8 protein-coding genes and 2 tRNA genes are annotated in these 13,262 nt (G+C 46.0%); 4 read left to right on the top strand and 6 right to left on the bottom strand.

Annotation, left to right across the window (positions count from 1 at the left end; all coding sequences use genetic code 11):
• Positions 1–11 precede the first annotated feature (11 nt).
• Positions 12–2,465, bottom strand: a complete 2,454-nt coding sequence (locus AC55NX_RS15260) for a glycogen/starch/alpha-glucan phosphorylase (RefSeq protein ID WP_496996506.1) — start codon at positions 2,463–2,465, stop codon at positions 12–14.
• A gap of 281 nt (positions 2,466–2,746) precedes the next feature.
• Here AC55NX_RS15260 and malT point away from each other — a divergent pair, with 281 nt between their 5' ends.
• The 3 genes from malT to AC55NX_RS15275 all read left to right on the top strand — a co-directional run bounded on the left by malT (position 2,747) and on the right by AC55NX_RS15275 (position 8,263).
• Positions 2,747–5,455, top strand: coding sequence for an HTH-type transcriptional regulator MalT (gene malT / locus AC55NX_RS15265; RefSeq protein ID WP_496996507.1), 2,709 nt, complete (start codon positions 2,747–2,749; stop codon positions 5,453–5,455).
• Between the two features lie 470 nt (positions 5,456–5,925).
• A complete protein-coding gene (locus tag AC55NX_RS15270) occupies positions 5,926–7,260 on the top strand; it encodes a carbohydrate porin (protein ID WP_496996508.1) in 1,335 nt (444 codons plus the stop codon).
• 79 nt (positions 7,261–7,339) lie between these two features.
• On the top strand, positions 7,340–8,263 hold the full coding sequence (locus tag AC55NX_RS15275) for a MalM family protein (RefSeq protein WP_496996509.1): 924 nt from the start codon (positions 7,340–7,342) through the stop codon (positions 8,261–8,263).
• Positions 8,264–8,369: 106 nt separating this feature from the next.
• Here AC55NX_RS15275 and AC55NX_RS15280 read toward each other — a convergent pair whose 3' ends face one another.
• From AC55NX_RS15280 to AC55NX_RS15295, 4 genes are all read right to left on the bottom strand, one after another.
• Complete coding sequence (locus AC55NX_RS15280; RefSeq protein WP_496996510.1) at positions 8,370–9,446, bottom strand: alanine/ornithine racemase family PLP-dependent enzyme; 1,077 nt, start codon at positions 9,444–9,446, stop codon at positions 8,370–8,372.
• A complete protein-coding gene (locus AC55NX_RS15285; RefSeq protein ID WP_496996511.1) occupies positions 9,443–10,648 on the bottom strand; it encodes an N-acetyltransferase DgcN family protein in 1,206 nt (401 codons plus the stop codon). Before AC55NX_RS15285 ends, AC55NX_RS15280 begins: the two co-directional genes overlap by 4 nt.
• A gap of 377 nt (positions 10,649–11,025) precedes the next feature.
• Positions 11,026–11,102: transfer RNA gene (locus AC55NX_RS15290), tRNA-Val, on the bottom strand.
• A 20-nt stretch (positions 11,103–11,122) separates the two neighbouring features.
• Positions 11,123–11,199 (bottom strand) — tRNA-Val (locus AC55NX_RS15295).
• 272 nt (positions 11,200–11,471) lie between these two features.
• On the opposite strand from AC55NX_RS15295, the gene AC55NX_RS15300 reads away from it, so the two are divergent.
• Complete coding sequence (locus AC55NX_RS15300; RefSeq protein ID WP_496996520.1) at positions 11,472–12,539, top strand: GGDEF domain-containing protein; 1,068 nt, start codon at positions 11,472–11,474, stop codon at positions 12,537–12,539.
• A 16-nt stretch (positions 12,540–12,555) separates the two neighbouring features.
• Here AC55NX_RS15300 and AC55NX_RS15305 read toward each other — a convergent pair whose 3' ends face one another.
• Entirely contained in the window at positions 12,556–13,227 is a 672-nt protein-coding gene (locus tag AC55NX_RS15305; RefSeq protein ID WP_496996512.1) for a DUF2726 domain-containing protein, read from the bottom strand.
• Positions 13,228–13,262 lie beyond the last annotated feature (35 nt).

A 13,262-nucleotide genomic window follows, 5' to 3' on the forward strand; every position in this document is an offset into this window, starting at 1 on the left:
CGGTTACTGACTTAACGTTTGACGGGCTGCAGATGCCAGATCGTCTCGACATAATCGCGAATCGACCGATCCGAACTGAATTTACCCACCAGCGCCGTATTTAAGATGGCTTTGCGTGCCCAGCCCTGCACATCTCGATACTGGCGGTCAACCGCGGCCTGAGTATCGACATAAGACCGAAAATCAGCCAGACACAGATACGGGTCACCGTCGCTTAACAAGGTGTCGAAAACCGGCTTCAGTCCGTGCGGCTCTCCCGGCGTAAAATAGTCCGTGTTAAGCCAATCAAGACTTGCCTTCAGTAATGGGTCGGCCGTGTAGTAACGGTGAGGATCATAACCCTCGCGCAGGCATTGATTGACCTGATGTACGTTCAAGCCAAAGATAAAGATATTCTCGTCACCGACTTCTTCACAAATTTCCACATTCGCACCGTCCATCGTGCCGATAGTCAGAGCACCGTTGAGTGCCAGTTTCATGTTACCGGTGCCGGATGCTTCTTTACCTGCGGTTGAAATTTGCTCGGACAGATCCGCAGCGGGAATGATTAATTCCGCGATGCTGACCCGATAATCGGGAATGAATACAACTTTCAGCTTATCGTTGACCCTTTCATCATGATTGATGGTTTCGGCAACCTGATTGATCGCATAGATAATCTCTTTTGCCAGGTGATAACCGGGGGCGGCTTTCGCGGCAAAAAAGACCACGCGGGGCACCATGTCGAAGTTAGGCTCATGCAACAGACGATGATACAAAGACAGAATATGCAGTAGATTTAAGTGCTGACGCTTGTACTCATGCAGACGTTTGATTTGGACATCAAACAGGGCATCGGGATTAATTTCTAATCCGAGGTGGGCCAAAACCCACTGCGCCAGACGCTCTTTATTGGCCTTTTTAGTCGCCATAAATGCAGACTGGAACTCAGGCTGATCAGCATAGGCGGCTAAATCGACCAAATGGTCGAGGTTGTCTTCCCAGCGGTGACCGATCTTATGACGAATCAAATTTGCCAGATCAGGGTTGCAATAGGTTAACCAGCGACGCGGTGCTATCCCGTTGGTGACATTACGGATCCGATTGGGGAATAATGCATTGAATTCAGGGAAAAGTTCTTTTTGCACCAGTTCCGTGTGCATCGCGGCGACACCATTGACGGCATAAGAGCCGACCACACACAGATTCGCCATTCTCACCATCGGCTCTTTCTCCGTGGAGATGATCGCGAGTTTCGCTTGTTTATCGGCATCATCCGGCCACCGTTGCACGACCTGTTTCGAAACATGCTGATCAATTTCCGCGATCAGCTCCATATGTCGGGGCAACAATTTTGTCATCAGCGACTTACGCCATGTTTCCAGCGCTTCGGGCATCAAGGTATGGTTGGTGTAGGCGAAGACCCGCGTACAAATCGACCATGCGGTTTGCCACGCCAGATCTTTCTCATCGATCAAAACCCGCATCAGTTCAGGAATCGCAATCGCAGGATGAGTATCATTGAGTTGAATGGTCTCATAATCGGGTAAACTCTCCCACTCGCGTCCGGCTTGCTCGTGACGATCCACAATGTCACCGATGGATGCAGCACTATGAAAATATTGCTGCATCAGCCGCAGGACTTTACCTTGCTCATGATTATCATTCGGATACAGCACTTTGGTCAGATTTGCGGCTTCAATCATGCGCTGCTGCGCTTCAATATAAGCACCTTCATTAAACTTATCGAGTGAGAAACCCTGCTCTGCCCGGCATTCCCATAAACGCAACGGATAAACCGTACGACTTTTATAGCCGATAATCGGAATATCCCATGCGATGGCTTTCACGATCTGTGCAGGCTGCCAACAGCGCTTGGTCTTACCTTGATGTTGATAGGTTTCAACATGGCCGAAGAACCCGACTCGCCGGGTCAGTTCAGGCCGCAGCCGTTCCCACGGATACCCCTCTTCTCCGCGCCACTCATCTGGCGCTTCCTGTTGTCGTCCGGCGACAAAAGACTGTTTGAATAACCCGTATTCATAATGTAAACCGTATCCGACCGTGGGGTATTCCTGAGCAGCACAGGAATCCATAAAGCAGGCCGCTAAACGCCCCAACCCACCGTTGCCGAGCGAAGGGTCTCGCTCATGTTCCAATAAATCAGACAACGATTGTCCCAGCATTTGCATCACGTGCTCGACCTGCGCATACAAATTCATGTTAATCAGCGCGTTGCCCGTCAGTCGACCCATCAAAAATTCGAGTGAAAGATAATTCACATGTTTCGCGTTGCGAACCCGTGGATCATGTTCGGTATCGACCATATCGGCAACGCTCATTTCAGACAATGCCCTCACCATCGCCAAATACCATGACCGGGCGCTCGCATGTTCAATCTCTTGTGAATAGGTGGTCTTCAAATGATTTAAGACACTCTGTTTGAATGCCTCCGGCTCAAAATGATTTGTTTGTTCATTGTTCATGACGATCTCACTCTTTACAGCATCTTGCTTAATTTAAGGACTAAAGGTATGGGTATATCCTGCATAGTCCTGCGTCATGAAACATCCTCCCGCAGAAAGGGAATTGTGGTAGGAGTCAGTAGGCGTAGAGCCTGATGATTTGCCCAAAAGTTCAAAAACCCATCACTCAATTCATAAAATTGTTAGAAATTTGTGTATTAAGAAGTCGATCAAGTTCCAGACAGTACGCTCCACGTTAAACTACTGAGAATTTATGCAAATCGAAGAAAAATGCAGAATTTATGTGGATTCCATCAAAACTGACACGTCCGAGTCGTCTACACCACGCGATCTCTCGACAGCGGGTACTTGATACCCTGCGCCATGCGCAGCGATGTAAAGTGGTGTTATTTCGTTCACCGGCCGGTTACGGTAAGACCACCATGGCAGCACAGTGGCTCGCCGAAAGCCCTGCTGTCGGCTGGTATAGTATTGATGATGGTGACAATGATTCGTTTCGTTTCATTAATTACTTTATTCAGGCGATTAATATTGCCACCAGCAATGGTTGTCCGAATAGCCAGACTCTTGCAGAACGCAGCCAGTACTCCTCCGTCTCTTCTCTGTTTGCCGAACTCTTTCATGAAATTCAGGATGTGACGCAACCCTGCTATCTGGTACTTGACGACTACCACCTGATTCATGATGAAAAAATCCATGAAGCGGTGCGTTTCTTTATTAAACATATGCCGGACAATATGACTGTGGTCGTCACCAGCCGTTCGAATCCACCGTTGGGTATTGCGAACCTGCGTGTGCGAGATCTACTCATCGAAATCGATCACAACATGCTGGCCTTTGACGAAGAAGAAACAACCCGCTTTTTCAGTCAGGTTGTCCATGATGAGTTTGACCCGGAAACGGTCAGCGAGCTGAGACATTATGTCGAAGGCTGGCCTTCCGCCCTACAGTTGATCGCTTTACAAGCCAAACATCAGAACCGGTCACTGGCTCAATCCCGACAATCGGTCGCCCGGTTTAATCATAATCATCTGTGGGAATACTTGATTGAGGAAGTCTTTGCTTATATTGACAGCGAGACTCGGTTATTTCTGTTGCAGTGTGCGGTTCTGGAGACCTTTAACGATATCTTGGTTGCTGAACTGACCCAGCGCAGCGATGCGTTAAATATGATTGAGTCACTCAATCGTTATGGCCTCTTTATCCATCGACTGGAAAGCGAGCAGAACTGGTATCGCTTTCATCATCTGTTTGCGGAGTTTCTGACCCATCAGCGGCATAAGATTATTCCTGATGAAGAAGAGCAACTCCACTGCCGGGCAGCTCAAGCTTGGCTGAAGCTCGACATTCCTCATCAGGCACTGAAACACGCTCAGCAAGCCCATAACAGTGATTTGACCACTCAGATTCTGCTCGCTCACGGCTGGCGAATGTTCAATCATGGTGAGTTAAACATTCTGGAGACAGCAATTGACGAACTTGATGCCGATCATCTCTATGCCGGTGTAAAACTGCCGTTACTTCAGGCTTGGTTAGCCCAGAGCCAGCACCGCTATCCCCGGGTTGAGGATATGTTAACCCAGGCCGAACATGAGATGCAGCAGAGAAACATTGCGATTTCTCAGCCGGAACAAGGACAACTCAACACGCTCAGAGCACAGATCGCCATCAATAAGAATGATCCGGAACTCGCTTTAGAACTGGCTGAACTTGCCCTGAGTCAGTTGGAGACAACCGATTTCCGCAGCCGGATTATTGCGACCTCAATTGTCGGAGAAGTTAATCATGTACACGGGGAACTCAATCGGGCCCTGTCTTTGATGCAACAAACCGAAAAATTGGCCCGTCAACATCAGGTGTATCATCAAGCGCTATGGGCTTTAATCCAGCAGAGCGAAATCTTGCTCGCGCAGGGTTATGTTCAAGCCGCTTTCGAGCTCCATGAATCAGCCTTCAAACTGATTGAAGCCCAGCAGTTGCATCAAGTGCCGTTACATGAATTTCTGTTGCGGCTCCATGCGCAGGTTCTCTGGTGCTGGAATTCACTGGATGAAGCGGAAGTCTTTGCTCAGAAAGGTATCAGAGTGCTGGGCAACTTAGACATCAGTAAACATCTGCATAGTTACTCGATTCTGGCCCGTGTTGCGATTGCCCGCGGTGAAATCGATCGCGCTGCAAAATTTGTGGCGCAGATAGAGACATTGTTAAACCAGTCCAGCTACCATATCGACTGGACGGCCAATGCATCGTTCGCTTTATTGCTCTATTGGCAAGTCCGGGATGATGCCGATGCAATCGAAACCTGGCTGGATCAGGCTTCCCGGCCTTCTGAAGCGAAGAACCACTTTTTACAACTCCAGTGGCGTAATATCGCGCGGGCTCAGATCTATACCGGCCAACTCGAACAAGCGCGGCAGAGTCTGGCGTTTTTGCAGCATGAAGCACAACAATCCGAACTCTTTACCGATACCAATCGTAACCTGATCGTCGAAGCGGTACTCGCGGTGCAGAGCCAACAACCACAAGTTGCTGAAACCATGTTACGCCAAGCGTTGAAGATGACCAATCAGACAGGAATGGTGGCGGATTTTCTCATCGAAGGGCAACACTTATATCCGGTCTTACAGCAACTGGTACAAGGTGAAACACTCGAGGACTTAGAAAAACATCGCGCGAAATATCTGCTCCGTGAGATCGCCCAGAAACAACGCAGTCGTTCATTGCATTTCGATGAAGAATTTATCGATAAGTTGCTTCATCACCCGAAAGTGCCTGAACTTGTGCGCACCAGTCCATTGACGCAACGTGAATGGCAAGTGCTTGGTCTGATCTATTCAGGTTTCAGCAATGAACAGATCTCTCAGGAGCTCGAAGTCGCGGGAACCACCATCAAAACTCATATCAGAAACCTCTATCAGAAGCTCAATCTGAACAACCGTAAAGAAGCGATAGAAACGGCAGAACGATTACTGAGCTTAATGGGATACTAAATAACGTCGCCAAGGGACGTGTGGTGGACCACACTGCACGTTCTCCTTCACCTGACAGTCAGTCGCCAAATCGGGGGTATTTCACATTTTTGCACATTGATGCCCGAGGCTATCCTGTTTTGCTGATCGATTAAATGTGATACAGATCACCCGGTGACAGGGCGTGCGTCACAACAGCTTCCCGACCTCCACCCTAGATTTGTGACTCAGATAACATTGTATCCCGATTCCTTTTTTTCTCCGCCTCTCTCATCCCGGTGCTTCCTCCATAAATTTCACATCTGAAGAGGAAGTCAGACCTCGTCGCGTTCCTTATCTTGTTCTCTCGTCAGAACAAATTCGTGATGAGTCGAGATTTGTTCAAGCGACGCTGTCACCTATTTTCCTCTCCGATGACACCACGGTTCAGCATCCTGAATGGGAGCCTCCGGAGAACATAGGAAGAATCACAATAAACAGGAGCGAATCACATGAAGAAGGTAAGCCTAATTGCATTAGCGATTTCCGGAGCAGTGCTTTCAATGCAATCCTCAGCAGAAGACAAAGTCCATGAAGGCTGGACAGTCAACGGTTATGGGCACTTACAGTACAATGTCGGCGAATCACTTTCTTTAAACGACAGTTACGGCCATCGCAGAGACTATCATGCCGCCGGTGCTGCGTTTTCCGGAAATCCGACGCAGATAGAGTTCACGGTGACCAAAGGCCAGAACTTTGATTCCGGTTCTTGGGCTAAATATGTACTGAAAACTGAGTACGGTAATAATGAAGGCGGCAATGGCCGCGGGTTCTATACTTCATCGTCAGGCAATGAAGGACATCTGGAAAGTGGCCAGTTGGAGTTCAAAGAAGCCTATATTGAGTTAGGTGACTTATCCTACTTTGCCGATGGTCTTAGCATTTGGGCGGGTCAACGTTACCTGAATCGCCAGTCTGGCATCATTACCAAAGAGTTCTGGAAACAGTCCTCCGGTGTCGGAGCCGGGGTTCAGTACCATGATGCAGGGTTTGCGGTGATATCAGCCGATCCCGGTGAAGGCAGTTGTACGCTCTCGGGGGCGAACGTCAACTCAAAACAGTGTTCTTTAGATAGTGACGGGCGCAGTACCACACTTACTTCGGCTGATTTTTACTATTATGGCGTTGAAGGATTGGGGGGGAAATTCGATTTTGATCTGAAGATAACTTCGCGAAAACATGTTGACGAATCAAGTACCGCCAAAGATGGTTACGGCGCTGCGATCACTTATCATCGCGACTATTATGGCTTCGATGGTTGGTCAACCACTGCCATTACTTACGGGAAAGGCGTCTCTGCCAACCGGGGCGTTAACTTCGGTCAGTGGAGCGGCAACTGGAACAAAGATGACCGTTCTATCTTCCTGACTTCTTATGGGGTCGCCAATATTGCTCAGAATATTCAATTGGGAACCGAAGTGACCTATTGGCAGCTGGATAATAACACCACGCACGATGTTTGGGGTTCCAAAGACGGACTCTCACGCCTGATTGTCGGTGTCACACCTTCTTATCAAGTCAATGAAAACTTCCGGATGGAAGCGACCCTGACCTATGCACTGGAAAGCCTCGGTGCAGCGGGGACATGGGGACGTGAAGATGCCGATACATCATTCTATACCGCAACTTTAGCACCGGTACTGACCGTCAATGCAGATTACTGGGGTCGCCCACAAATCAAACCCTATATTACCTATATGAAATCAAGTGATAATGGTTATGCTTGGACCTCCGGTGATGATAACTCTGAAACACGGGTTGGCATCGAGGCTGAAATTTGGTTCTGATACCGGAGAAATAATCGTGAAAACAGGCAACCGCATGGTTGCCTGAACCGTCCATTGTTGTCCATTACAGGAAGTCACTATGCAGAAAATACAGCAACTGATCCATTTTACCTTGGCGCTGTTTATGGTCTCCGGGTGCTCAGCAACAAAGCAGGCTCAGCATATTGTTGCGCCGCCAGCTGAAGATGCTGCATGTTGTACCCGTTATCAAGATGTTTACTGGACGTCACTCAATACCAGCGACAGCATTAAACTTAAAATTGATCCATCGTCTCCGGTGCGCGATTTCAGCAGCGGGCGTTCATATTTCGGCGCATTTCAATTTTCACCGCGCTCCGGCACCGTCAAACTGACGCTCAAGAGTTTGGTGTTCAATCATCAGATTTTTATGCCGACGCTGGTATTACTGGATGCCAACTACCACCCGCAAAAGACCTTGCGGATCGATCAGCATCAACTTCGGTTCAGCGATGTATTTGAATCGGATCGACTCGAACAGACTTACCAAATCAATGCGGAACAGACCCCTTATCTGGTCATTTTCACTCAACCTGATCAGGTCGGTCAAACTATTACCATTCCCCATCCTGCAAAACGACGCGCGATTGAAGATGGTGCGCCGTTACCGCTGGTTGCAGATATCTCTGTCACCACAAGCTATCAGGGATCATTGAAGATGACCGTTGAAACGGAATCGATTCGTCAACATGCGCTCCAACAATCGCGACAAACATCAGGCAGCAACGCGATGGTCAGTACACTGACATCCCCACAACCAAATATCGATACCAATCAGTGGCAACACACCTCACCACCGCAAGCAGAATCCACTCATTATTATCAGTCGGCTATCAAACATGCGGTGAGTCATCACGATATTGCCAAAGCACTGGCGTTGTTAGATGAGGCAAGAGCACTCCGTATACCGGATATTCAGCAGACATTTATCCATGCAATCAATACGATGCAGCCCCAGCAATGCAGCAAGACACAGAGTCGGTGAAAAATCGTTCACTTGGTCGCATTTGATGTGATGTGTCACCGCGATGAAAAGTGATGATACATCGTTCGGCTCCCCTATGATGCGGGGCCGGAGTACACGTATCTCTTCACTCATTTTCTGTATCATAATGAAACACTTTATGGACTGAGTTTGAGGTCATCGCGGACAGAAATGCACTGTAATCGACGCTGAATAGAACTTTCTTTCCAGCAATCAGAGGCTCTTCGGAAGTTTCAAGAATCAAGTGGTCGCTGCTCGATGATACGATGCTTATATGATAGGGAGGGTGAAGCCCGGTTACACAAACGTCTTGGCGACCCAACGCAAGAATTGCCTGTGAAACTGTACCTCGGTCTTGAAGTTTTTCTTGTTCACCAAAAGCATTAGAACCACGATCTCCCCATGGTAACGAAGGTTTAATTTTGGCTTCAATGACCTCGGCGGTTAATGTGATCGCATCGGTGTATAGCCCCTCGATCGACCGTTGTTCTAAAGGTACACAACCGAGGAAAATTGCTTCCCCTATTCGTAAATGATTCACACGGGTGCGACTTTTATGGTCGAGGACCCAATTGATTGAAGAAGAATTCCCGCCTGAAATAATTTCGAGTGAGATTCCGAATGTTGCTTCGATTTCATCAGCAAGGTCAGAAAGAAGTCTCATCTTTTTATCATCTGGAGTGACACCATAGCGACACGTAAGATTCGCCCCGATGCCTTTTATGATGATATTGGGTAAAAGAATGATCTTCTTTATAAAACCGATAACGAGATTCGGCATGATACCTTCTCTCAAATCCCCAAGTTCAACCATGATTATGACGCCATGCTGGATATTTGACTGCTTTGCTGCACAAGAAATCTGCCGAATCACTTCGATTTCCGTATTCAGGCTGATATCACAAGACTCAACTACACTGTCGATTTGGCTCAGCATTGGAGTACGTATTAACATTTTCGGGACAGCAATTCCGTTGCGTGTCATCCTTTGTATGTTTTCGACTCTAGAATCTGCCAGCATACTGGCTCCGGCATCAATGAGAATGTTGGCAATGATGGGGTGACCTAAACAAGACTTTGTAACGGGTGTGACTGCAACATTTTTTAACGCGAGTTGTTCAATAAGAAACTGAGCATTATGACGAATTTTAGAGCAATCGATGTCTAGCTGTGGGTAGCTCACTTTTGCTCTGCCATTTTATCTTCTAGCATCGGATAGGTCGATAATACCATTTGCAACAGTTGTTCTTTAGGCTGAGATAATGGATCCGTCACTGGTAGGCCAAACTCAGCACGATAAGCTCTGATTTGAGGAATAATCTCATCGGAAGACATTCCTTCATGATTCAGTGTTAACCCTATCACGGTGGTATTCGAAAATGCCTCTATCAGGTTGATTTCACTGGCAACGGAAGGGATTGGCATATCTGGGAAATCGACACGATACATCCGTTTAGGGGCATGCTGTAAAATAACGCTGGTTGGGCAACTGCCGCGTAATATAAAAGAACTCGTAGAAAATGCAGGATGGCTTAATGCTCCCTGCCCTTCAACGATGATGATATCCGGAGACTCTATTTCATATGCCTTCACGATGACCGCTTCTAACTCACCGGCGCAGAATTGAGAGGGAACAGCGTCTAATGCCACACAATAGGGCGCGCCTTGCATAATACCCGTTTGCCCCGTGGCTATCATCACGACATTGAGGCCTTTATTTCTTAACCCATCTGCTAATATGGTCGCGGTCGTCCTTTTCCCTAATGCGCAATCTGTACCCATGACAGCAATTCTTGGACATTTCACACTGTGTATTTTGCCACTAAATACTTGCAATGCTTCTTTGCTCTTGGGTTTGCGAATATCAAGAATATGGACATTATTTTTTAGACAGGCTTCACGAAAGATAGGATCGTCGTTTAAGAACTCATGCATGCCATTAACAATATTCATGTTGCGCGACATGGCATTGAGAATAATTTGTTTTTCTGAATCGGAAAGTAAGCCCTTTGATGGTGCGATCCCAAAAATAAAGTAATCAGGAACGGTTTCCGCATGAATCATCGCTTCTTCAATATTAGCCACCAGAGGAATATGATTTCTCATACCATCAAGAACTTCACCGGAATCTAAGCTTGCCAGCTCACTATCAATAACGGATAAGATACGATAAATGTGGGAATGCCTTACCAACCCATTTGCACTCTTTCCGTCAATTTTACCAAAGTTACCTTCACAATAAATAATAGCAGTGGGAGTCGTCGGATTGACTTTATGTCCAAGTGATATCCAAGGTTGTGAATATATTGGATTACGGTCGATTTCTGTCTCTTCAGTTCTAATTAATTGAACGATGTTTCTTAATTTTCCAGTTGAAATTGACATGATTAGAGCCTAGTTAATTAGGCTTAGGGGGCAACTAAGAAATGCCGAGACATACGTCTGGAAAAGAAAAGTAGTCCCTACTAAGCAGGAGGGATAACCACCACAGTACCACACCAAACTGATTCATGTTGGATATTCTTGAAATAATCTTTTGCGGCACCGATTACTCATCATGTTGCATTTGATTTTAGGCAACCCATTAGCCCTTCACGTTTAGATCAGAGACAAAGAACGAAATTAACAGCAAAATGGATACGAGTTCCTAACACAAAGTAATAACTACTTGTACGTTAAATAGCTGTACGCAAAATAAGCTTTCGTACGATAAAGAAGGATTTGTTGATAACGAAGAATTTCAAAGAAAGGAGATGCAGATTTGGTGCGTCTGAGTGGACTCGAACCACCGACCCCCGCCATGTCAAGGCGATACTCTAACCAGCTGAGCTACAGACGCATAATGATGTTTTCTTGTAATGGTGCGTCCGAGTGGACTCGAACCACCGACCCCCGCCATGTCAAGGCGATACTCTAACCAACTGAGCTACGGACGCATCAATCAAGAACGGAGAGGATATTAACGACAGTCTTAACGTTGTGCAAGAAAAATTTCCCTGAAAATGAACCGATTGGCTTTAAGTTCACCAACATGAATCTTTTTTGCTCAATCACAATCATTCTTTGTCGAAATTTCATACCTTTTCTGTGCAGACAAATTGTAATATGAGTCCGATTTTGTGACATTAACCCAAAAAACTAGTTGAAGTATTATAATGATTGCGTAACATACCTCAATTGGCTAGAACATATGCAGAACGCTCTTAAAATGGATGATCGATTACCCAATAAATCATACTTGCTCAGAACTTCTGTTCTTTCCGGTATCAGTCTGTTTTTAACGTTGATAGCATTGTTCTTTGCTCTCTTCCATGCCATTCATCGAAACGAGTTATTTCTGGCCTTCGTTGAATGTATTCTGGCCGTCTATTCTTATTTGATTTATACCCAACTCAAACAAAAACGATATCCCAAGCAGTACATTCTTTATTACGCTTATTATCTGATGTTTACGCTGCTGGTCGGAACGTACTTTCAACCGATTGCTCAGGGACTGTTTGTCTGGAGTTGTCTTGCACCGATCGTGTTGTACTTATTACTCGGCATCAAACACGGCATGTATACCAGCGGTCTGTTCTTGGTGATTCAATCTACAATCATCATCATGAAGCTGAGCCAAGACGCAACCTACAGTATGTTAGAAAGCATGTTTAATTTAGTGCTCTGCTATATCGGGATCTGGATTGTGTCGCATCTTTATGAATCCAATCGTTCCAATATTGAAAACTCACTGATGTATCTCGCTTCAAGAGATTCTTTGACCGGTGCACATAACCGATTATCTCTGTCAACATCGTTTCATCGTTTTACGACGACGAAAAAAGATCAACAACATCTGAGTCTGCTGATTCTCGATATTGATTACTTTAAACAGATCAATGATCGATTTGGTCATGACATCGGTGATAAGGTTTTGATCGAAACCAGCCTGATCATTAGTCGTATCGTCGGTGATGAAAATCTCTTTCGGATTGGCGGAGAAGAATTTTGTATTACCTTGTTTGATATCGATTTGGATGAGGCAAAAAAAATCGGTGAGAAGCTTCGCCACACCATCAGTAATCACCTGTACAGCTTTGGTGACAAACGCTTACAGTTGACGTTAAGTATCGGGATTTGTCGTTACCGTAATGGCGATAACCTCTCTGATATTTTGAAGCTGGCAGATATAGAGCTCTATAAAGCGAAAAAAAATGGTAAGAATCAGGTGCGGATTTGTCAGGCAGATGCTCAGACGTCGCTTGATGATAACGTTGAGCGTTACAAATCAGCTTAATTTAACTTGAGCACAATTAGCGCTCGTCCTCATGATTATCTTCATAAACAACATTATAATTTTCAGTATAGTTACAGTGAGGTTGACGACTACATGTAAAGAACCGTCGCCCCTTATGGTCGCCTTGTGTCGCGACCCGAATAACCATCGGACTACCACACTTTTTACAGAATCTGACTTCTTTATCAGCTTCAATCAAATCAATATGAGCAGCCAAAAGTCGCCGTAGCCGACTCACCTGATAACTATATTTGATGTTCGTTCCAATCAGAGGGATATTGGCAGACCGACAGACACTTAATAGCAGTTTTTCGCGCTCAATTTTAGCCTTACTCAACGATTTACCATTATCGAGTTCAATCACCGCACGGGCTTCAAATGTTCTGGGGTCACAGACGACAAACTGAAAGCTATATTTTGAAATCTTGTGACTGGCAATAAAGATATCCTTTTTCTTTTTCAGCCCGGCAGGAACTAATAACTGCGCCATATTCACTTTGGCAAATACAACCCCCTGCTCTCCGACCGCTTCAATTAATGCCCGGTAAAATATACTCTCAGCGGGGTTGAGCAGCGGTCCGAATCGTCGATAACTATATTCTTTACTGTCATCTTTTTTAATGATGTAACGCTGCGCAAAAAGAAAGAACAAGACTAACAATGCAACAATAATAAAGATGTTCAGCATCGTAATTTAATACCCCCAGTGATGCACTTCAATAC

Source organism: Vibrio rubrogenes, from assembly GCF_059641415.1.

Coding starts and splice junctions, on each gene's coding strand:
- AC55NX_RS15270 (WP_496996508.1), top strand. CDS start 5,926: ATGAAGAAGGTAAGCCTAATTGCATTAGCGATTTCCGGAGCAGTGCTT.
- AC55NX_RS15300 (WP_496996520.1), top strand. CDS start 11,472: ATGGATGATCGATTACCCAATAAATCATACTTGCTCAGAACTTCTGTT.
- malT (WP_496996507.1), top strand. CDS start 2,747: ATGTGGATTCCATCAAAACTGACACGTCCGAGTCGTCTACACCACGCG.
- AC55NX_RS15260 (WP_496996506.1), bottom strand. CDS start 2,465: ATGAACAATGAACAAACAAATCATTTTGAGCCGGAGGCATTCAAACAG.
- AC55NX_RS15275 (WP_496996509.1), top strand. CDS start 7,340: ATGCAGAAAATACAGCAACTGATCCATTTTACCTTGGCGCTGTTTATG.
- AC55NX_RS15305 (WP_496996512.1), bottom strand. CDS start 13,227: ATGCTGAACATCTTTATTATTGTTGCATTGTTAGTCTTGTTCTTTCTT.
- AC55NX_RS15285 (WP_496996511.1), bottom strand. CDS start 10,648: ATGTCAATTTCAACTGGAAAATTAAGAAACATCGTTCAATTAATTAGA.